Here is a 25970-nt window from a genome sequence, read left to right as displayed (position 1 = left end):
GCTTTTAGCTACTTTTTAACAATGTTAGCGAGATCTAGGTTTGCGAGAACTAGTAGGCATGAAACCCGTTTTTTTCAACATATAGTACCAATGTTGAATATGGAAAATAGACTGTGTTAAGCGTGATGATTCTTCTTTTTCAATATAAAATCCATTCTTTTGATACAAATAAAGCGCACCTTCATGATGAATATCGACATAAAGCGATAAATACGCTTTTTTCAGAACATCTTTACTATATTGGGTTAACCACTCAAGTATAGCGTAGGCAATGCCATGTCCTTGATATGATGATAAAACAGCAATATGTGCCAAATAAGCCTCATTTTCATTTGGCATATAATCAAATAAAGAAAAGAAGATCTTTTGCTTAATATAATGAGTGATACCAAAGCGCCAATAATTCCAAAAAGGTGTTTTACTAAAAGGATTTGAAATAAAGCTGTTTTCTTTTATCACTAAACAAAATGTCGCAATTATCTTGCCATTATCAGTAACAACAAATTGTTGGCTATTTTTTTTACATGCTAATGAATTCCAAACTGCTTCTAATTGCCGATGTTGATTAGGATTAGTGCTATCAATATTAAAAGCGTTCAATTTACAATAAAATGCTTGTGCAAATAATTGAATAATCTCAGGAATATCTGAAGGTTCTGCAACACGAAGCTGATAGTGTTCATTAAGTAATTGCATGATATTGTTACTCTGCAATAATAGGGTTAACTTTTTAGACTGCTTGGTCTATTTTTTATAGACTAATCAGTCTAATTTATTTTGTCCAGAGATTTTTAATGTTATGAACAAGACGGTTACTGAAAAACAAAAAGCGAAAATGAAGCACATTATTGATGCTGCAATACGTTGCTTTGCTGTAAAAGGCTTTCACTCCACATCAACAGCAGAAATCTGTCATGAGGCGGGTATGAGTCCTGGGAATGTATTTCATTACTTTCCGAATAAGAATTCGATTATTGAGGCAATTGCATTAGAAGATACACAACTGTTTGACAGTATCTTTTGTCGCTATGAAAACGAAGAAGGGTGTATTCAAGCAATCATCGATTTAATGAAGGAAATTATAGCGCTCTATAATCACCCCGAATATGCGCGTATTAGTATTGAAATTTTTGCTGAAGCATCGCGTAATGCGAGCATTCACCAGATTTTTATTGAAAATGAAAGAAAAAACAAACAGCGTTTGATTGCGATGCTGAAAAACGGTATTAAAAAAGGACAAATAGACCCAACACTAGAGCCCGAGAAAATTGCAACATGGCTGTTAGTCATCGCAGATGGTTCCATGGGAAGAAATATTATTGATCCTGAGTTTAATGGCAATGAGGATCACGTTATGTTGGAAATCATGTTGAGAAAAATGCTCATAAAGCCATAAATAGCTATTTTTTAATCACATTAATTAGTCTAAGGTAAGCCGAATTCGCATATTCTTAGCTAATGAGGATTGATTTTTCGATGTTAGAGACGGAGTATAGTCCCTTTCTTTTTATTCCATTCAACAAAAATTAGAATGACTTATGAATTTACTTAAATCACTTGCTGCGGTGAGTTCTATGACCTTATTTTCACGGGTACTAGGATTTATTCGTGATGCGATTATTGCGCGTATTTTTGGCGCCGGTATGGCAACAGATGCCTTTTTTGTTGCGTTTAAATTGCCAAACTTATTACGTCGTATTTTTGCAGAAGGGGCTTTTTCTCAAGCATTTGTCCCGATCTTAGCCGAATATAAAAATCAGCAAGGTGAGGAAGCAACGCGTACTTTTATTGCTTATGTTTCGGGTATGCTGACGCTTATTTTAGCCGTAGTCACTGTGATTGGTATTATTGCTGCGCCTTGGGTGATTTATGTTACGGCACCCGGCTTTAGTAGTTCTCCTGATAAATTTCAATTAACGACCGATCTATTAAGGATCACCTTTCCTTATATTTTTCTTATTTCATTAGCTTCATTGACAGGCTCTATTTTAAATACGTGGAATCGTTTTTCAGTACCCGCTTTTGCACCGACATTACTCAATGTTAGCATGATCTTTTTCGCTTTAGTCGTCGCACCTTATTGTAATCCTCCTATTATGGCACTGGCTTGGGCGGTGGTTGCTGGCGGAATATTACAGCTTGGCTATCAATTACCGCATTTGAAAAAAATTGGTATGCTTGTTTTACCCCGCATTTCATTTAGAAATAGCGGTGTTTGGCGTGTGATGAAACTGATGGGACCTGCTATTTTAGGGGTTTCTGTTAGCCAAATATCATTAATTATCAATACGATTTTTGCTTCCTTCTTAGTTTCTGGTTCAGTTTCTTGGATGTATTACGCCGACCGTTTGATGGAATTACCGACAGGGGTATTAGGTGTTGCATTAGGTACAATCTTACTTCCCTCATTGTCTAAGAGTTTTGCCAGTGGCAATACAGAAGAATATAGAAAATTAATGGATTGGGGATTGAGACTGTGTTTCTTATTAGCACTGCCTTGTACTATTGGTTTAGCGGTATTGTCAGGACCTTTAACGGCGTCGTTGTTCCAGTATGGTAATTTTAATGCTCATGATGCATTGATGACGCAACAAGCGCTAATCGCTTACTGTGTTGGATTAATGGGATTGATTATCATAAAAATCTTAGCACCAGGTTTCTATTCTCGTCAGGACATTAAAACACCAGTAAAAATTGCGATTGCTACATTGATCCTCACACAATTAATGAACCTTGCGTTTATTGGTAGCTTAAAACATGTGGGGCTAGCGCTCTCAATTGGTATTGCGGCGTGTTTTAATGCCTCTATGTTGTTTTGGCAGATCCGTAAGAAAGATATCTATCAGCCTTTAGCGGGTTGGCCTATGTTCTTATTAAAACTTGTTATTGCGCTTGCCGTAATGGGTGGGGTATTAGCTGGAATGCTGTGGATCATGCCTAGTTGGGATATTGGCAGTATGCTAATGCGTATTTTACGCTTGTTATTAGTTGTAGTCGTTGGAGCAGGAAGTTATTTTGTTGCACTGTATGCCCTAGGATTTAGACCTCGTCATTTCTCACTACGTGCTTTATAGCGGATAACACAGATCCCTCGCTTTTATATAAAAAGCGAGGGGGAAAAAATTAACAATATTTTTCTCAATGTAACTCTCTTTATTTAGAACCTTTCTCTATTTTTAGACTATTTATAATGCAACATTGATCACACTTCTAGCATTTAGTTACGCGAATTTGGCTACGCTTAGAAAAAGAAAAGGGTGGGGAAAAAAGCAAAAATCTTTTTTCTCACTTTTTTTATTAAATTTTTTTCCCAATTTTTAAATGATTTATACAGTTTTTCGGCATTAAAAAGCATTTTTTAATCATAATTAATTAATTTATCTAAACATTAATCATATCGAATAGCTTTAGACAATTTGTTTATTAGCAGTGAGATTCTACATAAAGTAAAAAAATAGACACTATATTCTAGGTACTTACGGTTTGACGAATTATCTTTTTTTAGATAAACTCTCTTATGTCGTATAGGTTTAAAAATTGACACATCTGTTAAATATTTCTTACTTAATGATGAGATATTACAAATATTTCAAAATATTGCAGTATATTTTAAAACATTTAATTTTTTTGATTTAAGACATATTATTATTTCTTTATTCAGGTAGATTAACCGTGACTGTAAAGTTATTTGCTTGTTATCGTTCAGTACTACTGAAAGTGATCATATCTATTTTGTCTGCGCTTCAAATAGGTAACACGATTGCTGGGGATAAGCAGTAAACAATAAGTCGTGTGAATAATGAAATTAATGCTAAATCTATTATTAATAGATAATTAGATTACTGAAAATTCAGTATGGTACACTAATTATTGCTTTCATTTGTCCGCCATTGTTTTCTGTTTTTCCCTCCTTTTCTATTCCTTCTCAATATTTCTTATTTTTTCGTTAATAGCTCAATAACTCAAATATTTTTCTATTGATTCGTTATACTTGAAGGAGTTATGAATCATTAGATATTTCTAGTTTAAAGACATACTAAATGTTCACTTTGTGATTTTTGGTAAAAATAACAATAAGAGTGCTCAAGGAGCTACTATGAAAAAAGCAATTATCATTTCTGTATCATTAGCTACGTTATTTCTTGCAGGTTGTACTGCTGACGGAAAAATTAATACCTCAAAACTCACTCCAGTTAACTGTGTCGGTGTATTTGACAAAACTAATGAGGATCTAGCTTTCACAGCGAAAGACGACAATGACCGTTTATACAGCCCTAGTAAGCCAATAGACAGTGTCGATGGTTGGATTGACGTGAAAGATATTAGAGGATTGTTGTGTCAGGATGTTATAACTGCTAACGAAGATTAATGATTAAGTAGCATTGGAAATTTGATTGAGTCATTGTTTGAAGTGTTTTTTAGCAATATTGAATTAAGAATTAATGCTTAATAAAAAACCGATGGCTAAATAAATTACCATCGGTTTTTTTATCACTCTATTTAAAAACAGAGATAAATTACATTCTATCGACTGTTTCGATACCTAAGGTATCTAAACCTTGTTTTAAGGTTCTCGCGGTTAAACGAGCCAGTTTTAAACGGCTTTGACGTGTGTTTTCATCTTCAGCAGATAAGATAGGGCAGTTTTCATAAAAGCCAGAGAAGGTTTGTGCTAGATCGTAAAGATAAGCACACATAACGTGAGGTGTTCCTTCACGAGAAACTTGCATAATAGTCTCATCAAATTGGACTAAACGTAATGCAAGTTGTCTTTCATGAGATTGTGTTAGTGAGATAGGTTGTGTTAACGCATTTTCATCAATTTCTGCACGTTTGAAAATTGAAGCAACACGAGTATAGGCATATTGCATATAAGGTGCCGTATTACCTTCGAAACTCAGCATTAGATCCCAATCAAAGATATAGTCTGTTGTGCGGTTTTTAGATAAATCAGCGTATTTAACAGCACCAATACCCACAACACGAGCAACGTTATTTAATTCCTCTTTATCCATATCTGGATTTTTTTCAGCAATTAATACACGAGCTCTTTCTTCAGCTTCATCGAGTAAGTCGGTTAAACGTATAGTGCCACCAGAACGCGTTTTAAATGGGCGACCATCTTTACCTAACATCATACCGAACATATGGTGTTCAAGTGACATTGAGTCGGGGATGTAGCCAGCTTTACGCACAATTGTCCAAGCTTGCATTAAATGCTGGTGCTGACGAGAGTCGATATAATAAAGTACACGATCAGCATGTAATGTTTCGTGACGGTATTTTGCACAAGCAATATCAGTTGTTGTATATAGGTAACCACCGTCTTTTTTCTGAACGATAACCCCCATAGGTTCGCCTTCCTTGTTTTTATATTCATCAAGGAAAACAACGGTTGCACCTTCACTTTCTACGGCAAGACCTTTTGCTTTCAAATCGGCAACAATACCTGCCAACATGGGGTTATAAAGACTTTCACCCATAATGTCATCTTCGGTTAATGTCACGTTAAGGCGTTGATAAGTCACTTGGTTTTGTTGCATAGTGATATCAACTAATTTACGCCACATTGTACGGCAGTATTCATCACCACTTTGTAATTTTACAACGTAATTACGGGCACGCTCTGCAAATACTTCATCTTCATCATAGTGTTTTTTCGCTTCACGATAGAACGCTTCGAGATCAGATAACGCCATATCAGCGGCGTTTTCATTCTGCTTTTTCTCTAAATACGCAATTAGCATACCAAATTGTGTACCCCAATCACCAAGGTGATTAGCACGAACAACATGATGACCTAAGAAAGATAAAGTACGTGCACTTGCATCGCCAATAATGGTCGAACGTAAGTGACCAACGTGCATCTGTTTTGCAACGTTTGGAGATGAATAGTCGATAACAATAGTCTGAGGTTCAACGGGTGTTACGTTTAGATGTTCATCTGCTAATGCGTATTCAGCTTGCTTTGCAACCCATTGTGGAGATAAAAAGATATTGATAAAACCTGGACCTGCGATTTCAACTTTATCTGCAATATCCGTAATATCGAGCTTTTCTAGGATCTTTTCTGCGAGTTGTCGGGGTGGGATCCCCATTTTTTTTGCAGCTCCCATGACACCATTTGCCTGATAGTCACCAAATTGTACTTTGGCTGACTGACGGACAAGAGGTTCGCTATCAGCGGGTGCACCAGCAGCACACATTGCCACACTGATTTTTTCTGAAAGAAAAGCCTGAATATTCACCGGGTTACCTTAAATTATTGAGAAAATAAAACCTGACGACAAAAGTCTGACAGGTTTCTTATAAAGAATTAGGATTAACCTTGAATTTATAACATATTCCGGCTAGAACATGCTACCATCTCGGGCTTATCTTTAAGGTTTTTTCTCTGTTTTTTCATTAAGGTTATTCAAAATGGTGTTATTTTCTTCAGTTTCTCAATTAAATGATTTAACTCACGAGCTTTCTTTGTTTGAAGAAAATATGACGCTATTTGCTGAGAGTTTGGGTATAGATTTATCCGCCTATTTGACTGATCATGTATCGTTACGTTGTCACGATTTAGTGTTAGCGGAGCAGTGGCGAACAGGATTAAGCCAATGTGGAAAGTGTATTTCTGATAATGTCATTAATGGGCGCCCAATATATCTATTTCACTTAGAAACGCCATTAATTATTTTAAACCAACCTGTTTCAATGGTTGAATTGCCTTTTCCTACGAACAAAAAATATGAATACCAAGGTTGGGAGCATATTGAACAAGTGATCACTGTTGAACCTACGGATCTAGTGAATAAAGTCATGTCTTTTTTACCTCAAACGTTACCTGAGGGTGTTAGCTTAAAAATTAGCGAACCTAAAGGTGAGAAAGAGCGTTTACCTAATCCAACGGTGGCTATTTCTAATGGAAAAGTGACCGTAAAGTATCATCCTTATTCGTTACTTGAAATCGTTGAAAGTGAGTGTTGAACGACACTTTAAGAAAATAGTTTGCTTGTGTCAGCACAAAATTCTGATAACAGAATTGAATGAGTAACGAGATTCGACAACTATTGTTAGCAATCGCTGAGAAATGATATTTATTTTCTGATTACTTTCTTTATTAAGGATGGAGAGGGATGATATGGCTACATTGGAGATTTGTTGTTTTGGCGCTGAATGTGCGTTGGTAGCAGAACGAGCAGGCGCAGATAGAATAGAGCTGTGCACGAGTCCGGCAGAAGGTGGTATTACACCAAGCTTTGGAATGCTACGACAAGTCAGAGATCTGGTTCGTATTCCCGTTCATCCTATCGTTCGCCCCCGTGGTGGTGATTTTTGTTATACACAAGCTGATTTTTCAGCAATGAAAAATGATATTAGTTTGATCCGCGATATGGGATTTTCAGGTGCCGTTGTTGGTCTTTTAAATGAAGAAGGGCATATTGATTTGCCTAAAATGGAAATTTTAATGGAGCTTGCAGGTCCATTAGCCATTACGTTCCATCGTGCTTTTGATATGTGCATTAATCCATTATTAGCGCTGGAACAACTGACTCAACTCGGTGTTTCTCGTATTTTAACGTCAGGACAGCAGGCAAATGCAGAACTAGGTTTGCCATTATTACGAACGTTAAATGAAAAAACACAAGGCCCTATAATTATGGCTGGAGCGGGTGTAAGGCTCAGTAATATCCAAAAATTCCTCGATGTAGGATTAAAAGAAATACACAGTTCAGCAGGAAAACAGGCACCTTCAACCATGATTTATCGTAAAGCGGGTGTAACGATGAGCTCTGACAGTGAGGTGGATGAATTTACACATTACTGCGTGGATGAAGATACTGTTGAAGCGATGAAAGATATTATGAGTATTCATGCGCCATTAGCATCTTGATTGCACGGCTACAATAGCCTAGAACTGCGCCTTTTGTGGCGCAGTTTTTTATATAGTCTTGTCTAATAACAGCGTATGAGTAATACCACAACGTTTAACAAAAGCTTCATCATGCGAAACCAGTAACAATGTGCCTTGGTATTCAATAAGTAGATTTTCCAATAGTTGTTTGGATTCGATATCAAGGTGATTATCTGGCTCATCAAGTAATAATACAGCAGGGGGTTTGGGGCTATGTGTTAACGCTAATAACGTTGCTTTTAATTGCTCACCGCCACTGAGTTTTTCAAGTGGTAGTAACGATTTATCACCTCTAATTCTCAACATTCCAAGACGTGTTCGCCATTGTTCGACAGAAATCGCCGGTTGATATTGATGGAGTGCTTGTGCAACCGGTAACGTTTTATCAAGTAAAGCAAGATGTTGATCAAGATAACAATAGTTTTTATTGAGACGAAATTCACCAGAAAGTGGTGCAACGTGTTCGATCAAACATTTTAATAGTGTGGATTTTCCGCACCCATTTTTACCTTTTATATGCCAATGCTCATTGCCGTAGGCTGAAAATGAAATAGGGTGCTGAAAGCCATACGGAAGCTGAAGATTATTAACAAATACATTTAAACGATGACCATCGCTTTGGTAGTCCAAGACCATTTTTTGCTGATGAATATGTGTTTTTTCCTCATCAACGCTTTGTTTTTGTGATTGCATCTCATCGATTACGCGCTGATGTCGCTTAGCAACTGCTGATTGTCGTTGTTCCGCTCGATTGGTTTGCATATCTAATAAAAGTAAGCTTTGAGAGCCACTTTGCCTAAGTGATTCGCCTTGTCGTTTCCGTTGTGCTGCTTTTTGTAATGTTGCTTGTTGCTGGCGTTTCTCATTTTTGATTTGGCTATTTAGTCGCTCACTTGCGGCTTCCAATGATGCTATTTCTGCACTTTTTTGAGTCTCATATAACGTATAATTTCCACCATATTCAGATAAACCTTTCTCACTTAATTCAAAAATGGTATCCACATACGAGAGTAAGTTTCGATTGTGACTTATCATAAGAGAGCCCGCTTTATGCTGAGCTAATTGTTTTATTAACCACTGCTGCCCTTGATAATCAAGATGGTTATCTGGCTCATCTAGCAGTAAAAAACTATTCTCGCATAAAAAAGCGCGACAAAGTGCTAAACGTGTTTGTTCTCCACCGCTTAGATTGGCAATAGGGGTATCTAATGCGACAGGAAGTTGTGCTGAATCTAATATATTCTGCCACATGGCCGGAAGTTGCCATTTACCATCGAGTAACTCAATATCTTCTAATGTAGCAATACCCGCATCAACACGTTGGAATGCTTGGTTAATTTTATGAATACCTAATGCTTGAGCAAGTGTATCGCCTTGTAGTCGTGTTAATTGATCAACATGAACAAAAGGCATATTCCAATTAACTTGACCTGAAGTCGGTAATATTTTTTGCGCTAATAATCTTAATAGTACGGATTTCCCTTTACCATTGGCGCCGATTAATGCATTTTGCTGGCAAGTCAGTGAGCGAGTTAATGGCGGAAAAAGCGTTCCTTGATTAAATTCAATAGTCAGTTGTGAAAAGTGACAGGCTATTGTCATAGTAATACCTCCTAAGTGAAATAGGTGGCAGACAGCCGAGATCTTTTCTAGATGCGACGAAATAAATTATTGTCTGCCAGTAACAGAAAATGAATACCCCAAAAGGTATATGAGAAATTTTCTGGCAGAATTTAATTCATCGTAGGGAAGTGCCTTCTTAAAAAGAGAAATAATCAGTGTGGTAACGCACGTATTTAAACATGAATAAAGATGAACAACAAGTGTTCTATTTTAGAATGATTGTTCTGTATTTATTTTGGTTGTTTTAGTTTTTGTATTACACGCTGATAAATAGGGATTACACTATTTATCGTAATAAAAACCAAAGGAATACCATAGAATAATGTGCCGTAAGCCATACCAACATGTGGAACATTAAAATAGTCGCTGTGCTGTGGAATTAAATAAAGATAGTTAATTTCATTTAAATATTGTGGCGTTAACCCACCATAAGGGACTAAGAACTTAAATATCATGACAGAAAAAAGGCATAGCATAAAATTTAACACTAAGAGTGCAGAATAGAATAAGTTTTTCCCCATCTCTTCTTTAGTTTTTATTTGGTAACCATTGATAATTCGATTGGCAACAATCACAGCATAGAGCCAAATAATCAGGTTTTCATCCCCCATAATCATGCTATTGATAATAAGCGCAAATATTCCATAAAAGGGAATAAGAGCAAAAACAAGTTTCGTTCGAGCAAATGCAGCCATAAAAACGCCGGAATGTACAAGAATAAACTCAAATAAAAATAAAACCGTTAGATTATAAATGGTTTGAACTGAGAAATGTTCAGGAAACCACCAAACAGTAATAATAAAAGCGATATATAAAAGTTGTGTGGCATAGTCAAATAATGAAAAAAAGAGGTGTACTCCTCGTTGTAATGGCGTTAATGGAAGGTGTTTTGCTGATGTGGTTTCGACAAAGGACGAGAAAATAGGATCATCATATTGCTGACGCTTATTTTTTTGTAAAAGCGCGTGTTGTTTTTTTCGTGTTATTTCTTTTTGAGTAGCAACTTTGCTCTTTGATGCCTTTGCCATAGATTTCTTTAATCGTTCATCTGCAAATAAGAGGACGTATAAGGTATTTTTAATAAAAAACAAGATGAATATTATGAAAGAAAGGGATATTAAATAACTTGATATCCCTTTAGAACTCAATAAAAAAACTAAGGCTTAGTGGCAATTAATATTGCACGTTTAGGTGCGGGATAACCTTCAACGGTTTTGGTTTTATCATCAGCATCTAAGAATGCATCTAATGAATCAGTGACCATCCAATCGGTTTTACGTTGCTCATCAAGAGAGGTCGTATTTTCATCGACAATACGTACATTTTTAAAACCACATTTTTCTAGCCAAACTTTTAGCATTTTGGCAGATGGAATAAAATATACGTTACGCATTTGTGCATAACGTTCACCTGGGATCAGGCATTGGAATTCATCACCATCAACAACAAGGCTTTCTAAGACTAATTCACCACCAGAAACTAATTGGTTCTTTAATTGCCATAAATGATCAAGGGGGGAACGGCGATGATAAAGTACACCCATCGAGAATACAGTATCAAAGGCATTTAATTCAGGCATTTGCTCAATACCCACAGGGATTAAATGTGCGCGTTGGTCATTACCTAATAATTTTCTGACCGCTTCAAATTGGCATAAGAAAAGTTGAGTCGGGTCGATCCCGACAACAAATTCTGCGCCTTCTCCTAACATTCGCCACATATGATAGCCACTACCACAACCAACATCTAATACCAAACGGCCTTCAAGCGGTGAAAGATGAGGTAAAACACGATCCCATTTCCAATCAGAACGCCATTCCGTATCGATATTAACGCCATAAAGTGAAAATGGACCTTTACGCCATGGCATTAAATTTTTTAAAACGTTGCTTAATCCCAGTTGCTCGCCTGTGCTTAATGCTGGAGTATGCTGAGCAGTCACTCCATTTTTCAAATCAAGCTCAGTGGGTGTAATTTCAGGTAAACCCTCAAGCATTCTTTCCCATGAGGAAAAGTGACCGTGTAACGCATTTGAACGCCATTCTGATAATTGGGCAGGCAATGTATCTAACCAATGAAATAAGCGCTCATCCTGCGCAATAAGTTGATAAAACGCGCCAAAATTAATCATTCATTGTTGCCTTTAATCGCTAAAAGAGAGCCGAAATTAAAACATTGGAACCAAACTTCCGTATGTGGGAAACCTGCGTTATGTAAACGAGTTTTATGCGTTTCAACAGAATCAGTCAGCATAACATTTTCTAACATACTCCGTTTTTGACTAATTTCTAATTCGCTGTAACCGTTAGCTCGCTTGAAATCATGATGCATATTGAATAGCAACTCACCAATTTCTTTATCTTCAAAACTGAATTTTTCAGAAAGCACTAACACGCCACCAGGATTAAGGCCTTGGTAAATTCGGTTTAAGAGTATTTGGCGATCGTTCGGTGCTAAGAATTGTAAGGTAAAATTAAGCACGACCATTGAAGCATTATTAATTTCGATATCAAGAATATCACCTTCAATAATCTCAACGGGTGTATCAGCTTTATAGGCATCAATATGGCGCTGACAGCGTTCTACCATGGCGGGTGAATTATCAACACCAATAATTTTACAGCCAGTAGCATCAATATTACGACGCATGGAAAGGGTTGCTGCGCCTAAAGAACAACCTAAATCATAGACTTGGCTATTGGGCGTAACAAAGCGACCTGCAAGCATACCAATCATGGAGATGATATTAGAGTAACCGGGAACTGAGCGTTTTATCATATCAGGAAATACTTCAGCGACTTTTTCATCAAAGCGCCAGTCACCAAGATTAGCAATAGGTGTCGCAAATAAGCTGTCTTGTTGTGATGATTTTGAATTCGACATAACTAAAATAGGTTTAAGGAATAAAAGAAGCGAGTATTCTATCAGAAGCGACGGTGCTCACAAAGTTGCATTATTTAGAAAGAATTGGGAAAAAATAAATAAACCTTTTTGATACCTTGCCGTTATTAGACACAACAGCAAGGATGTCGATTTTGATCATGGATGATCATGTTATTCCTGCGAGGACTTAGTAATAAAAGGAAAAGATTTGTATCCAAGGAAGGAAATAAATATTAGCAATGATCATCAATAGCATTGATAAATAAGTGGCTGCCATGCCTGAACGACGCCAGCGAAGTTCACGGTGTTTTAACCCATAAGAGTGTAAAAAGCGACCTGCGATTAAAATTGAGCCACAGATGTGTACCATCCAAACAAAAGCACCATTCATTTCCATGACCAGTAATAAGATCATCGAAATCGGAATATATTCTACCGCATTGCCGTGAACACGGATGGCTGTTTGTAATTCATAAAAGCCACCATCGCCATAAGCAACTCGATATTGTGTTCTGAGTTTTACAACATTGAGGGATAATTTAATCAATAATAGTGCGCCCAGTATGATATAAAGCGAGCTAACCATCTTTTCTCCATTGCCAAAGCCAAAAAACGGCGAATTTAATGATAAACCTCAAAGCGACTTCTGTCGCTATAAATAATTATTATTAATTAATTGTTTGGGGATTAGCAAATCCTTGAAAAGATGTATCATATAATCTAGGTCTATACTCTTATCTCCGGGAAGAATTTTCGTTATAATGTCTGCCTTTTTTTTGACACTACTCGAAAAAGACTATTGCCAAAATTTCCGCAGCAGAAAGCACAACAAGCTGAGTAAAAGGATATTGTATGCGTACTAATTATTGTGGGCAGTTGAATAGCGCCCATGTGGGCCAAAAAGTGACTCTTTGTGGTTGGGTTAACCGTCGCCGTGACTTAGGTGGACTTATCTTTATTGATATGCGAGATCGTGAAGGTATTGTTCAGGTCTTCTTTGACCCAGAGCAGAAAGAGGCATTTTCTCAGGCTTCAGAACTGCGTAATGAATTTTGTATTCAAGTCACAGGAACAGTACGCGCTCGTCCTGATAGCCAAGTTAATAAAAATATGGCAACAGGTGAAATTGAGTTAGCGGCAGAATCTCTGTCTATTTTTAACCGTTCAGAGCCATTACCGTTAGATAGTAATCAAACAAATACGGAAGAGCGTCGTTTAACTTATCGTTATTTAGACCTGCGTCGCCCTGAAATGGCTGAACGCTTAAAAACCCGTGCTAAAATTACAAGCTTTGTTCGCCGTTTTATGGATGGTGAAGGTTTCCTTGACGTTGAAACGCCAATGTTGACAAAAGCGACACCAGAAGGTGCGCGTGACTATTTAGTACCAAGTCGTGTACATAAAGGTAAATTCTACGCATTACCACAATCACCACAGCTTTTTAAACAGCTGTTAATGATGTCGGGTTTTGATCGTTACTATCAAATCGTAAAATGTTTCCGTGATGAAGACTTACGTGCTGACCGTCAGCCTGAATTCACACAAATCGATGTTGAAACCTCTTTCATGAGTGCAGACCAAGTGCGCGAAGTCATGGAGCGTATGATCCATGCATTATGGTTAGATATTCTTAATGTCGATTTAGGTGCGTTCCCAGTAATGACTTTTGCTGAAGCCATGCGTCGTTATGGTTCAGACAAACCCGATTTACGTAACCCAATGGAACTGAAAGACATTGCTGATTTAGTCAAAGATGTTGAGTTCAGTGTATTTGCACAAGCGGCTAATGATGAAAAATGTCGTGTTATCGCATTGCGTGTACCAGGCGGCGCATCATTAACGCGTAAAAATATTGACGAATATACACAGTTCGTTGGTATCTACGGCGCTAAAGGTCTTGCGTGGATGAAAGTCAACGAAAGTGCGAAAGGCATTGAAGGTGTACAAAGCCCAATCGCTAAATTCTTGACTAACGATGTTGTTAACTCAATTTTAGAAACAACAGGCGCAACAGATGGTGATTTAATCTTCTTTGGTGCGGGTCGTAAAGGCACAATCAGTGATGCGATGGGGGCTCTGCGTTTGAAAGTCGGTCGTGATCTTGAGCTGACAGACTTAAACGCATGGAAACCATTATGGGTTATCGACTTCCCAATGTTTGAAGAAGATGAAGAAACGGGGGGCTTAAGTGCAATGCACCATCCATTTACTTCACCAAAAGACCTATCACCTGCTGAGTTAACAGCACATCCAGTAGGTGCGGTAGCCAATGCGTATGATATGGTTATCAATGGTTATGAAGTGGGTGGTGGTTCAGTGCGTATTCACCGTAATGAAATGCAACAAGCGGTATTTAGCATTTTAGGTATTACGCCTGATGAGCAACAAGAAAAATTTGGCTTCTTATTAGATGCACTTAAATTTGGTACTCCACCACATGCAGGTTTAGCATTTGGTTTAGACCGTTTAGTGATGTTGTTAACTGGTACTGATAACATTCGTGATGTTATTGCGTTCCCTAAAACAACCGCAGCTGCGTGTTTAATGACAAATGCACCAAGCTTTGCTAATGAAGATGCTTTAAAAGAGTTAGCAATTGCAGTGACTCAAAAAGAAGTTAGCGAAGATAACGAGTAAAAGATGAAATATAAGCGCCCGATATCCGTTTTAGTTGTTATTTATGCAAAAGAGACCAAACGGGTGCTTATGCTTAAGCGTCGAGATGATCCTGATTTTTGGCAATCTGTAACCGGTAGCTTAGAAGCAGACGAAACGCCATTTCAAACGGCGTTACGTGAAGTGCAAGAAGAAGTTGGAATTGATATCATAAAAGAAAATCTTGAGCTGGTGGATTGCCATCGCTCAGTTCTTTTTGAAATTTTTGCACATTTTCGGCATCGTTATGCACCTGATGTGACACATTGTCAGGAACATTGGTTTACATTAGCACTGCCCGCGGAGCGAGAACTTGTGCTAACTGAGCATTCGCAATACCAATGGCTAGACGCACCACTGGCGGCAAAATTAACAAAATCCGCCAGTAATCAACAAGCGATTGAAGAATTTGTTATTTAATGATTAGACCACGTTTGGAGATATTTTCATGGCAGGTCATAGTAAATGGGCCAATACAAAACACCGTAAAGCAGCGCAAGATGCGAAACGCGGTAAAATTTTCACTAAAATCATCCGTGAATTAGTTACAGCAGCACGTTTAGGTGGTGGTGATCCTGCAACTAACCCGCGTTTACGTGCGGCAGTTGATAAAGCATTATCAAACAACATGACTCGTGACACCTTAAACCGTGCGATTGCACGCGGTGTGGGTAATGATGAAAATGATAATATGGAAACTATCATCTATGAAGGTTATGGTCCTGCGGGTACTGCTGTGATGGTTGAATGCTTAAGTGATAATCGTAACCGTACTGTTTCCGATGTTCGCCATGCATTTACCAAAACTGGTGGTAACTTAGGAACAGATGGTTCTGTCTCTTATCTGTTTACTAAAAAAGGTGTCATTTCTTACGCACCGGGCGTTGATGAAGATGCTGTTATGGAAGCGGCATTAGAAGCGGGTGCGGATGACGTTGAAACTTATGATGATGGTGCTATTGATGTTTACACGACACCAGAATCGTTTGGTGAAGTAAAAGATGCAATGGATGCAGCGGGTTTTGTTGCTGAATCAGCAGAAGTTTCAATGATCCCATCGACTAAAGCAGAATTAGATATTGAAACAGCACCTAAATTAATGCGTCTTATCGATATGCTAGAAGACAGTGATGACGTACAAGAAGTGTATCACAATGGTGATATCTCGGATGAAGTTGCAAAACAACTGGAAGATATCCTGTAATCGTTCTAGCGATTATCGAAAATAACAGTGCTGACTGCTGTTATTAAAAGTGCGAAGAGAAGAGCAGCGCAGCTTTTTTTGCTCTTTTCTCTCGCCATCGACCATATCGGCAACAGGAATTGATATGGCTATCATTCTCGGTATAGACCCCGGTTCACGTGTTACAGGCTATGGTGTAATTCGACAGCAAGGGCGACAACTTATCTATTTGGGAAGTGGTTGTATTCGCACACAAGTTCCCGACCTTCCTAATCGACTTAAACGTATTTATGCGGGTGTTAGTGAAATCATTACTCAATTTTCACCCGATGTGTTTGCGGTTGAACAAGTATTTATGGCTAAAAATGCTGATTCTGCACTCAAGCTTGGACAAGCGCGTGGTGTAGCAATACTTGCCGCAGTTAATAATGATCTTCCTGTTTTTGAATATGCGGCGCGTCAAGTGAAACAGACTGTTGTAGGAACGGGAGCTGCTGAAAAAAGCCAAGTGCAACATATGGTGCGTTCAATATTAAAATTATCTGCGGCTCCACAATCGGATGCTGCTGATGCATTGGCAATTGCGATTACACATTGTCATTTTAACCAAAATTTATTACGTGTAGGTGATCCGCGCTTAGTATTAACGCGAGGTCGGTTAAGATAAGTTGTTATCTTAGTAAATGTCTTTGGTTTTTCACAGGCTGGATATACGTCCAGCTTTTTTTATGTTATAAACTTGACGTAATTATTTTTGCGGAGGCATTAGGGTGATAGGTCGTATCAGAGGAATTATTCTTGAAAAACAGCCACCAGTGGTGCTGATCGAGGCAGGTAATGGCGTAGGTTATGAAATCAATATGCCAATGACCTGTTTTTATGAATTGCCTGATATTGGTCAAGAAGCCATTATCTATACGCAATTTATCGTACGTGAAGATGCACAATTACTTTATGGTTTTAATCAAAAACAAGAGCGCGCACTTTTTCGTGAATTAATTAAAGTCAATGGTGTAGGACCTAAACTTGCTTTAGCTATTCTATCTGGCATGTCTGCTCGCCAATTTGTGACGGCTATTGAAAATGAATCTATCACGTCATTAGTAAAATTACCGGGTGTAGGTAAGAAAACAGCTGAGCGTTTGGTTGTTGAAATGAAAGATCGTTTTAAAGGTCTTAATGGTGATTTATTTGAAAATAATGATATCGAGTTACCAGAAAGTACTTCTCCTAAAGCGCCAAAAGCGGCTGATATTGAAGCCGAAGCTTCTGCTGCATTAATCGCATTAGGCTATAAACCACAAGAAGCTGCAAAAATGATCAGTAAAGTGGCAAAACTGGGTACAGATAGCGAAACGCTTATCAAAGAAGCGTTGCGTGCGGCTATTTAGGAGTAACACATTGTGATTGAAGCAGATCGCCTGATTTCAGCAGAAATTCAACAACCTGAAGAAGAAATTATTGATAGGGCTATTCGTCCTAAATCTCTTGCCGAATATGTCGGACAACCGCAAGTTCGAGAACAAATGGAGATTTTTATTCAGGCGGCTAAATTGCGTCAAGATGCGCTCGATCATTTGCTTATCTTTGGACCTCCTGGATTAGGTAAAACCACATTGGCAAATATCATTGCGAATGAAATGGGGGTTAATTTACGTACGACATCAGGCCCTGTACTTGAAAAAGCAGGCGATCTCGCCGCGATGCTAACTAACCTTGAGCCTCATGACGTATTATTTATTGATGAAATCCATCGTCTTTCACCGGTTGTTGAAGAAATTCTTTACCCAGCAATGGAAGATTATCAACTTGATATTATGATTGGTGAAGGGCCTGCGGCTCGTTCAATTAAAATTGATTTACCTCCATTTACCTTAGTGGGGGCAACCACAAGAGCGGGCTCTTTAACCTCACCATTGCGTGACCGCTTTGGTATTGTTCAACGTCTTGAGTTTTATAATGTTGACGATCTACAACACATTGTGTCTCGTAGTGCCAGTTTTATGGGATTAGAGATGACAGATGAGGGTGCTCGTCAAATCGCAATGCGTTCACGAGGCACTCCACGTATTACTAACCGATTATTGCGCCGAGTGAGAGACTTTGCTCAAGTAAAAGGCAATGGTGCTATTGATGAAGAGATTGCATCTAAAGCGCTTGATATGTTGAATGTAGATGCAGCAGGTTTTGATTATTTAGATCGTAAACTCCTTTTTGCCATCATTGATAAATTTATGGGTGGCCCAGTAGGACTAGATAACCTTGCGGCAGCTATTGGTGAAGAGCGTGAAACCATAGAAGATGTATTAGAGCCTTATTTAATTCAGCAAGGTTTTATTCAGCGCACACCACGAGGTCGTGTTGCCACTAATCATGCTTATCGTCATTTTAATCGTATTGTTGAAGAGCCTTAAAATTGGTATCGGATGAGGTTGAAGGTGATTTAAATGATAGAACTGACACAAGGTAATCTTTTACATGCAAACACTGAGGCAATTGTCAATGCTGTCAATTGTGTTGGTGTCATGGGGCGCGGTATTGCCTTACAGTTTAAAAAAGCATGGCCTGATAATTTTAAAGCTTATGCTCTAGCATGCAAAAATAAAGAACTGACACCGGGTGTGATGTTTATTTATGAAATAAAAAAAGCGACTAATCCCCGTTTTATTGTCAACTTCCCGACTAAACGACACTGGCGAAATGCAAGTTGCATTGAAGATATTGAAGCTGGATTAATTACACTGGTTGATGAAATTAAACAGCGCAAGATTAAGTCTATTGCTATTCCACCTTTAGGGGCGGGTTTAGGTGGCTTAGAATGGTCTATGGTGTATGAAAAAATTAAAAGCGCAATGGAACCCTTAACGGATGTTCATGTGCTAATTTATTCTCCTATAGACGAAACAGAATTAAGTAAAAAATAGAAATATCAATGTTCAGATATTCAATTGAATAAAGATAAAAATAAACCCCAATAACATAGTGTTGTTGGGGTTTATTTTTATTTCGTTATCTATCTAACGTGCTGGAAATATTACTGTTTAGCCGGTGCAAATAAACTCAAGATAAACAGGCAACTCGCCGCTAAAACTACAGACGGGCCAGCAGGGGTATCATAAAAAGCAGAGAAGGTTAAACCGCCTGTAATTGCCAACATACCAACAGCAATTGCAATTAATGCCATTTGCTCTGGAGAACGAGCAAAACGACGTGCCGTTGCCGCAGGGATGATGAGTAAAGACGTAATGATCAACGCGCCGACAAACTTCATGGCTAAACCAATGGTTAATGCAGTGATCATCATTAGCTTTAAGCGTTCTCGCTGAATATTTACACCATCAACAAATGCCATATCTTGATTAATTGTCATGGAGAGCAGTGGGCGCCATGAACGAATAATCACAAATAGAACAATCACAACACCAATAAAAATACTGATAACATCTTGATAGTTTACAGACAGTAAATCACCAAACAGATAAGCCATTAAATCGACACGTACATTCGACATTAAACTCACAACCACAAGCCCTAAAGAGAGCGCACTGTGTGCCATGATCCCTAAAAGAGTATCAACAGAAAGTTGAGGTTTTAACTCTAACCAGACCAATAAAATGGCGAGAAGAAGCGTGACTGCAATAACAGCATAAAAAGGCTCGATATTAAACAGCAAACCAAAAGCAACACCCAGTAGTGAAGCGTGCGCTAAGGTATCACCAAAATAAGACATACGACGCCAAACGACAAAAGAGCCCAAAGGGCCCGCCGCCATTGCTAAGAGCATACCGGCAATCCAACCCGGTAACAGCAACTCAATCATGACGACACTCCTTACTATGTTGGTGATGATGACGATAAATACCCAGTTGCTCAGCACCACGACTTCCAAACATGGCAATAAATTCAGGGTGAGATGAAACAACATCAGGTGTGCCCGAACAGCAAATATGACCATTTAAACAGAGGACTTCATCTGTTTTTGCCATTACAAGATGAAGATCATGAGAAACCATCAATATGGCACAACCTAATTCATGACGTAGCTGATTAATTAAATCATAAAGTGCTAATTGACCATTAACATCAACACCTTGAGTCGGCTCATCTAAGACTAAAAGCTGAGGTCGATTAAGTAAGGCCCTTGCTAATAATACACGTTGTGTCTCACCACCAGAAAGTTTCTGCATAGGCTGATTGATTAATTTAGCCGCATTAACGCGTTCTAAAGCAGGGAGAATATCTCTATCATGAACACCTGGTTTTAGTGTCATAAACCGTTTAACGGTGAGTGGCATGGTGGGATCGAGATAAAGTTTTTGTGGCACATAACCCACTCGTAACGCATTTTGACGTTCAACTTTTCCAGAGGTTGGATGTAATAAACCAAGAACTAAACGGATAACCGTGGATTTACCCGCACCATTAGGGCCAAGTAAAGTAAGAATACGGCCTGCTTTTAAATCAAAAGAGATATCTTTTAAAATTTCTCTTTCACCAAAAGAAACAGAAACCGATTTTAAACAAATCAAGTCAGACATAAAATTAGCACTTGCAGAATCATTGAAACGTTATAATATAACATTTCCAATGATGATTCACGAGAATTCTTCCTATGTTACATAAAAACAACAAATTTGCGCATCGTTTTTTATTGAAATCATTTTTAACGACAGCGATGATAAGCTCATTCACTGCTTCAGTGCAGGCTGATGTCGTCGTTTCCATTAGACCAATAGGATTTATTGCTGCGGCTATCGCTGATGGAGTAACACCAACAGAGGTTTTATTACCAGATGGGGCATCTCCACACGATTATGCATTAAAACCCTCGGATTTGAAGAAAATCACTTCCGCCGACCTGATGGTATGGGTTGGACCTAATATGGAAGTATTTTTAGATAAGCCATTAAACAGACTTACTGACAATCATAAGTTGGCTTTAGCGGAAACTGACGAAATAAAGTCACTTTTATTGAAAGATGATGATGACAATGTCCATAAACATGAGGAAAATCACGAACATCATTCTCACGGTGATTATAATATGCACATCTGGTTATCACCAGAGATTGCGTTGTCGTCTGCAAAACAGATCCATGAAAGGTTAATTATGCTCTATCCAGATAAAAAAGAACTTCTGGACGTAAACCTAGGTAAATTCAGCGAACAACTCAAGCAAACTGATAAAAATCTTGTTAATATTCTGTCGCCTGTGAGAAATAAGGGTTATTTTGTCTTTCATGATGCTTATGGCTACTTCGAAAAACATTATAATTTAAAGCCGTTAGGTCATTTTACGATCAACCCTGAAATACAGCCGGGTGCGCAGAAATTACATCAAATACGAACACAGTTGGTTGAGCAAAAAGCAACCTGCATTTTTGCTGAGCCACAATTTAGGCCGACAGTAATAGAAACAGTGGCGAAAGGCACTGGGGTTAAAATGGGTGTATTAGACCCCCTAGGAAGTGGGATTGCACTGACTCAAGAGAGTTATACAAAATTCCTTACCCAACTAGCTAACCAATATGCGAGCTGCCTGAATGAAACACAATAAGGAATTAAGAAAGTGCAGCAGAAGAAATCCATTGCACAGGTATATTTAAGTTTACCACTCCCACATAAGATCATGCTCGGTTCGTTAACTGCTGCAACACTGGCCGTCGCAATTTGGCGACCAGTGGTTCTTCAAAACGAGCAAAACCGAGAAGTCCCTGTCAGCATTCAAATGCCTTCAACAGTACAAAGTGAAAATACGGATGACATTATTACTGACAGTAGTGATCAACTCACTGATGAAGGTTTAGTCGATGCTGATGATAGCTCAGATACAAGCATCGCAGTTGCCCAAGTCCCTCATACTTATATTGTCTCTAGTGGTGATTCACTAAGTTCAATACTAACACAGTTTGGTATTGATTCTGCTGATATCGCGACCATCTCTAATCAAAATAAAGATCTTAGAAACCTTAAAATCGGGCAGCCTATTAGTTGGGAACTTGATGATAATGGGTTGCTAAAAGAGCTAAGTTGGGGTGTTTCTCGCCGTGAAACGCGTGTTTATACCCGTACAGAAACGGGTTTTAATGAGACAAAAACGTTTCAAAAAGGTGAGTGGAAAAACAGTGTTACCACCGGTGTTATTCGTGGCAGTTTCTCTGTTAGTGCAACGAATGCAGGTTTAACGAATTCAGAAGCCCGTGCAGTGACTAAAGCATTGCAATGGCAAGTAGACTTTAAAAAATTACAAAGTGGTGATCAGTTTGCCGCACTTTTTTCTCGTGAAGTGCTGGATGGTCGTACAGAGCAGAGTGAACTGATTGGTGTGCGTTTACGTAGCGCAGGCAAAGATTATTATGCTTTCCTTGCGGAAGACGGTCGTTTTTATGATAGTCAAGCTGGTGGGTTAGAACGTGGATTTATGCGATTCCCAACGGTGAAACAGTTTAGAGTTTCCTCTCAATTTAACCCTCGTCGTATTAACCCTGTTACAGGCCGTTTAGCCGCTCATAAAGGAGTCGACTTTGCTATGCCAGTAGGCACTCCTGTATTAGCAACAGGAGATGGTGAAGTTATCGTGGCAAAATACAGTGGTGCCGCAGGTAACTTTATAGCTATTCGCCACGGTAGCCAATACACAACACGTTATATGCACTTACGTCAGTTACTTGTAAAACCAGGACAACGAGTTAAGCGTGGGGATAGAATTGCGTTATCAGGGAATACAGGACGCTCTACGGGGCCTCATTTGCACTATGAACTGTGGATCAACCAACAAGCAGTTAATCCACTAACGGCAACATTACCTCGTGCTGACGGTTTAACGGGTAAAGACAAACAAGAATATCTTGCCAAAGTAAAAGAGATTAAACCTCAATTAGTGCTAGCTGATTGACAATAAACACGATTTTAAAGACATAAAAGCGGATGATTGTTATCATCCGTTTTTGTTTTAATATTTTTTACACCCATTTGGGATATCAGTTCAGAGAGTTATCTGATGAATAAAGAAAAAGATACAGATAGCAAAGCGGGTTATGTACCCACTTTTCACCGCGCATATTTGCATCCTCGTCATTGGGGAACATGGTTAGGTGCAGGTGTATTAAGTGCATTAGCTTATATGCCAGTAAAATGGCGAGATCCCTTTCTTGCTTCTATTGGTCGTTTTGTTGGGCGTAAAGCGAAAAGTGCAAGACGTCGTGCAGATATCAACTTGAGATACTGTTTTCCAACATGGAATAAAACACAACGTGAAAATGTCCTCGACAGTATGTTTGAAACGGCGCCTCAATCTTTTGTGATGTTAGCAGAGCTTTGCTTAAGAGGCCCTGATCGTATATTAAAACGTACCTCTTGGCAGGGATTAGACATTATTGAGCGTTTTAAAGCGCAAGGTCGTAATGTGATTTTTATGGTGCCTCATGGTTGGGCAGTTGATATTCCGGCAATGCTATTAGCATCAACTGGCCAAAAAATGGCAGCGATGTTTCATCACCAAAAAGATCCCGTTGCTGATTATTTATGGAATAAAGCACGTCATCATTTTGATGGTCGATTACATTCACGCGAAGCAGGCATTAAGCCTTTTATTTCTTCTGTGCGACAAGGTTACTGGGGTTATTATCTACCAGATCAAGATCATGGCGCAGAACATAGCCAATTTGTGGATTTTTTCGGTACCTATAAAGCGACATTACCTGCGATAGGGCGGTTAATGAAAGTATGTCGAGCGGCTATCGTACCGTTATTCCCAGTGTATTGTCATAAAACACATCAGCTTAGTATTATTGTTCGTGAACCCATGGATGATATTGAAGACAAAGATGATGCATACATTGCACGTAGAATGAATGAAGAGTTAGAAGCATTAGTGACACCAACGCCAGAGCAATATACGTGGATCTTAAAATTATTGAAAACACGTAAAGAGGGCGAAATAGAGCCTTATGCGAAAGAGAATATTCTGGACTAGTTTTTGCACTAAAAATAAGGAAATAAAAAATGGGCACTTTATTAAGTGCCCGTTTTGTTATTAAGATTTAGGATTTGGTGTTATTCAACAGTCAGAATACGACATGTATTGGTACTACCGACGGTACCCATTAGGTCACCTTGAGTGACTAACACTAAATCACCAGAAACTAAGAAACCTTTATCACGCAAACGACCAATTGCTTCATTAGCCGCAGCAATACCATCAGTGTGAGTACTACAATAAACAGGTGTGACACCACGATAAAGTGCAGTCTGATTTAATGTTTTTTCATGGCGAGACATGGAGAAAATTGGCAAACCTGTACTAATACGAGACATCATGCGTGCAGTACGGCCTGATTCAGTCATTGCAATAATCGCATTAACGCCTTTCATATGGTTAGCTGCATACATGGTAGACATCGCGATGGCTTCTTCGACGGTATCAAACACCATATCTAAACGGTGCTTAGAAACATTGGCAGCGGGCATTTTTTCAGCGCCTAGGCAGACCTGTGCCATTGAAGCGACGGTTTCTGCGGGGTACTGCCCTGCGGCAGTTTCTGCCGACAACATAACGGCATCTGTACCATCCAATACGGCGTTAGCAACGTCCATTACTTCGGCACGAGTTGGCATAGGATTTGTTATCATTGACTCCATCATTTGCGTCGCAGTGATAACGACACGATTAAGCTGACGAGCACGACGAATTAATTTTTTCTGTACGCCAACCAGCTCCGGATCACCAATTTCAACGCCTAAATCCCCACGAGCAACCATCACCACATCTGAAGCAAGAATGATTTCATCAATGATTTCATCATTAGCAACCGCTTCAGCTCGCTCTACTTTTGAAACAATTTGGCATTCACAGCCTGCATCACGGGCTAAACGGCGAGCAAGGTTAAGATCTTCGCCCGTTCTTGGGAATGAAACAGCAAGGTAATCAACACCGATTTTTGCCGCAGTAATAATATCTTGCTTGTCTTTTTCTGTTAATGCATCAGCAGAAAGGCCTCCGCCGAGCTTATTAATACCTTTATTGTTAGATAAAGGACCACCGACAGTCACTTCAGTAAAGACTTTTAAACCCTCCACTTTGAGGACTTTTAACTGAACTCGACCATCATCAAGAAGTAAAATATCGCCTGGAACGACATCGGCTGGTAAGCCTTTATAATCAATACCTACTTGATTTTGATTGCCTTCGCCTTTTTCGAGCGCGGCATCAAGTAAGAATTTATCACCGACATTCAGGAAAATTTTTCCGTCTTTAAAGGTAGATACACGGATTTTAGGGCCTTGTAAATCCCCAAGAATAGCAACATGGCGACCTAATCGAGCTGCAATTTCACGCGTGCGATTAGCGCGAGCAAGATGATCTTCCGCAGAACCATGAGAGAAATTTAATCGAACAACATTTGCGCCAGCAATAATAATTTTTTCTAAGTTATTATCACGATCTGTTGCTGGGCCTAAGGTGGTAACAATTTTTGTTCTTCTGAGCCGTCTGGACATGTATTACTCCGTTGACCTTGAAAGAAAGGTGTTGGCAATTGGATAAAACAGAAATTAGACTGCGCTTTATCCAATATGTTAAGTGAAACGCTTCAAGCTAATTGTAACATACACGACTGTTTTCATTATATGCGAGAGTTAGCTCGCAGATATGCTACCATTTTTCAAAAACTTATCTAGTCAGGGGCACAATGGAAGTGTGACAATACTAACAGAATAATTAAA

At 38.8% G+C, this 25970-nt stretch carries 25 protein-coding genes; 15 read left to right on the top strand and 10 right to left on the bottom strand.

The features are described from left to right. Window positions 1-24: 24 nt before the first annotated feature. On the bottom strand, window positions 25-696 hold the full coding sequence (locus SB028_RS10265) for a GNAT family N-acetyltransferase (RefSeq protein WP_069369062.1): 672 nt from the start codon (window positions 694-696) through the stop codon (window positions 25-27). Between the two features lie 103 nt (window positions 697-799). Between SB028_RS10265 and SB028_RS10260 the strand changes: the two genes are divergently transcribed. The 3 genes from SB028_RS10260 to SB028_RS10250 all read left to right on the top strand — a co-directional run bounded on the left by SB028_RS10260 (window position 800) and on the right by SB028_RS10250 (window position 4369). Beyond that, on the top strand, window positions 800-1396 hold the full coding sequence (locus SB028_RS10260; protein WP_069369063.1) for a TetR/AcrR family transcriptional regulator: 597 nt from the start codon (window positions 800-802) through the stop codon (window positions 1394-1396). Window positions 1397-1538: 142 nt separating this feature from the next. Continuing rightward, window positions 1539-3074, top strand: a complete 1536-nt coding sequence (gene murJ / locus SB028_RS10255) for a murein biosynthesis integral membrane protein MurJ (RefSeq protein ID WP_069369064.1) — start codon at window positions 1539-1541, stop codon at window positions 3072-3074. Between the two features lie 1022 nt (window positions 3075-4096). Next, on the top strand, window positions 4097-4369 hold the full coding sequence (locus tag SB028_RS10250; protein ID WP_069369065.1) for a hypothetical protein: 273 nt from the start codon (window positions 4097-4099) through the stop codon (window positions 4367-4369). A 148-nt stretch (window positions 4370-4517) separates the two neighbouring features. Here SB028_RS10250 and argS read toward each other — a convergent pair whose 3' ends face one another. Further along, the gene (gene argS / locus SB028_RS10245; protein WP_069369066.1) at window positions 4518-6248 is read right to left on the bottom strand and encodes an arginine--tRNA ligase; all 1731 of its coding nucleotides are present in this window, start codon (window positions 6246-6248) and stop codon (window positions 4518-4520) included. A 172-nt stretch (window positions 6249-6420) separates the two neighbouring features. Between argS and SB028_RS10240 the strand changes: the two genes are divergently transcribed. Both SB028_RS10240 and cutC read left to right on the top strand, forming a co-directional pair. Next, complete coding sequence (locus tag SB028_RS10240; protein WP_069369067.1) at window positions 6421-6975, top strand: VOC family protein; 555 nt, start codon at window positions 6421-6423, stop codon at window positions 6973-6975. Between the two features lie 154 nt (window positions 6976-7129). After that, the gene (cutC, locus tag SB028_RS10235) at window positions 7130-7882 is read left to right on the top strand and encodes a copper homeostasis protein CutC (protein ID WP_069369068.1); all 753 of its coding nucleotides are present in this window, start codon (window positions 7130-7132) and stop codon (window positions 7880-7882) included. A gap of 48 nt (window positions 7883-7930) precedes the next feature. Here cutC and SB028_RS10230 read toward each other — a convergent pair whose 3' ends face one another. From SB028_RS10230 to SB028_RS10210, 5 genes are all read right to left on the bottom strand, one after another. Next, window positions 7931-9505 (bottom strand): ATP-binding cassette domain-containing protein, encoded by a 1575-nt coding sequence (locus SB028_RS10230; protein WP_069369069.1) that lies wholly within the window; start codon window positions 9503-9505, stop codon window positions 7931-7933. A gap of 251 nt (window positions 9506-9756) precedes the next feature. Further along, on the bottom strand, window positions 9757-10554 hold the full coding sequence (locus tag SB028_RS10225) for a hypothetical protein (RefSeq protein ID WP_069369070.1): 798 nt from the start codon (window positions 10552-10554) through the stop codon (window positions 9757-9759). Between the two features lie 128 nt (window positions 10555-10682). Beyond that, window positions 10683-11657, bottom strand: a complete 975-nt coding sequence (gene cmoB / locus SB028_RS10220) for a tRNA 5-methoxyuridine(34)/uridine 5-oxyacetic acid(34) synthase CmoB (RefSeq protein WP_069369071.1) — start codon at window positions 11655-11657, stop codon at window positions 10683-10685. Next, window positions 11654-12409, bottom strand: coding sequence for a carboxy-S-adenosyl-L-methionine synthase CmoA (gene cmoA, locus SB028_RS10215; RefSeq protein ID WP_069369072.1), 756 nt, complete (start codon window positions 12407-12409; stop codon window positions 11654-11656). The genes cmoB and cmoA overlap by 4 nt, the downstream gene beginning before the upstream one ends. A gap of 187 nt (window positions 12410-12596) precedes the next feature. After that, the gene (locus SB028_RS10210; protein ID WP_069369073.1) at window positions 12597-12995 is read right to left on the bottom strand and encodes an MAPEG family protein; all 399 of its coding nucleotides are present in this window, start codon (window positions 12993-12995) and stop codon (window positions 12597-12599) included. 266 nt (window positions 12996-13261) lie between these two features. Here SB028_RS10210 and aspS point away from each other — a divergent pair, with 266 nt between their 5' ends. The 7 genes from aspS (at window position 13262) to SB028_RS10175 (ending at window position 19171) form a co-directional block, all read left to right on the top strand. Next, the gene (gene aspS, locus SB028_RS10205; RefSeq protein ID WP_069369074.1) at window positions 13262-15046 is read left to right on the top strand and encodes an aspartate--tRNA ligase; all 1785 of its coding nucleotides are present in this window, start codon (window positions 13262-13264) and stop codon (window positions 15044-15046) included. Window positions 15047-15049: 3 nt separating this feature from the next. Further along, entirely contained in the window at window positions 15050-15484 is a 435-nt protein-coding gene (gene nudB / locus SB028_RS10200) for a dihydroneopterin triphosphate diphosphatase (RefSeq protein WP_069369075.1), read from the top strand. Between the two features lie 28 nt (window positions 15485-15512). Continuing rightward, window positions 15513-16268: a YebC/PmpR family DNA-binding transcriptional regulator gene (locus tag SB028_RS10195; RefSeq protein ID WP_006536597.1), complete on the top strand. Its 756-nt coding sequence runs from the start codon at window positions 15513-15515 to the stop codon at window positions 16266-16268. A gap of 124 nt (window positions 16269-16392) precedes the next feature. Continuing rightward, the gene (gene ruvC, locus SB028_RS10190) at window positions 16393-16914 is read left to right on the top strand and encodes a crossover junction endodeoxyribonuclease RuvC (protein ID WP_006536599.1); all 522 of its coding nucleotides are present in this window, start codon (window positions 16393-16395) and stop codon (window positions 16912-16914) included. 103 nt (window positions 16915-17017) lie between these two features. Beyond that, a complete protein-coding gene (gene ruvA, locus SB028_RS10185) occupies window positions 17018-17638 on the top strand; it encodes a Holliday junction branch migration protein RuvA (RefSeq protein WP_069369076.1) in 621 nt (206 codons plus the stop codon). Window positions 17639-17650: 12 nt separating this feature from the next. After that, on the top strand, window positions 17651-18661 hold the full coding sequence (ruvB, locus tag SB028_RS10180) for a Holliday junction branch migration DNA helicase RuvB (protein WP_069369077.1): 1011 nt from the start codon (window positions 17651-17653) through the stop codon (window positions 18659-18661). Between the two features lie 33 nt (window positions 18662-18694). Next, the gene (locus SB028_RS10175) at window positions 18695-19171 is read left to right on the top strand and encodes a macro domain-containing protein (RefSeq protein ID WP_069369078.1); all 477 of its coding nucleotides are present in this window, start codon (window positions 18695-18697) and stop codon (window positions 19169-19171) included. 110 nt (window positions 19172-19281) lie between these two features. Here the strand turns inward: SB028_RS10175 and znuB are convergent, their stop codons facing one another. Continuing rightward, on the bottom strand, window positions 19282-20067 hold the full coding sequence (znuB, locus tag SB028_RS10170) for a zinc ABC transporter permease subunit ZnuB (RefSeq protein WP_069369079.1): 786 nt from the start codon (window positions 20065-20067) through the stop codon (window positions 19282-19284). Next, entirely contained in the window at window positions 20060-20785 is a 726-nt protein-coding gene (gene znuC / locus SB028_RS10165) for a zinc ABC transporter ATP-binding protein ZnuC (protein ID WP_069369080.1), read from the bottom strand. Before znuC ends, znuB begins: the two co-directional genes overlap by 8 nt. 74 nt (window positions 20786-20859) lie before the next feature. On the opposite strand from znuC, the gene znuA reads away from it, so the two are divergent. From znuA to lpxM, 3 genes are all read left to right on the top strand, one after another. Continuing rightward, on the top strand, window positions 20860-21804 hold the full coding sequence (gene znuA / locus SB028_RS10160) for a zinc ABC transporter substrate-binding protein ZnuA (protein WP_069369081.1): 945 nt from the start codon (window positions 20860-20862) through the stop codon (window positions 21802-21804). A 12-nt stretch (window positions 21805-21816) separates the two neighbouring features. Beyond that, window positions 21817-23142 carry a murein DD-endopeptidase MepM gene (gene mepM / locus SB028_RS10155; RefSeq protein ID WP_069369082.1) on the top strand — a complete coding sequence of 442 codons (1326 nt, stop codon included), beginning with the start codon at window positions 21817-21819 and terminating at the stop codon, window positions 23140-23142. 105 nt (window positions 23143-23247) lie between these two features. Continuing rightward, window positions 23248-24222: a lauroyl-Kdo(2)-lipid IV(A) myristoyltransferase gene (gene lpxM / locus SB028_RS10150; protein ID WP_069369083.1), complete on the top strand. Its 975-nt coding sequence runs from the start codon at window positions 23248-23250 to the stop codon at window positions 24220-24222. 80 nt (window positions 24223-24302) lie between these two features. Here the strand turns inward: lpxM and pyk are convergent, their stop codons facing one another. Then, window positions 24303-25745 carry a pyruvate kinase gene (gene pyk, locus SB028_RS10145; RefSeq protein WP_069369084.1) on the bottom strand — a complete coding sequence of 481 codons (1443 nt, stop codon included), beginning with the start codon at window positions 25743-25745 and terminating at the stop codon, window positions 24303-24305. Between the last annotated feature and the right edge of the window lie 225 nt (window positions 25746-25970).

It is taken from the genome of Proteus vulgaris (assembly GCF_033708015.1).
Lineage (GTDB): Bacteria > Pseudomonadota > Gammaproteobacteria > Enterobacterales > Enterobacteriaceae > Proteus.
The sequence above is the reverse complement of the archived record's forward strand: the minus strand, read 5'-3'. Positions and strand labels throughout refer to the sequence as shown.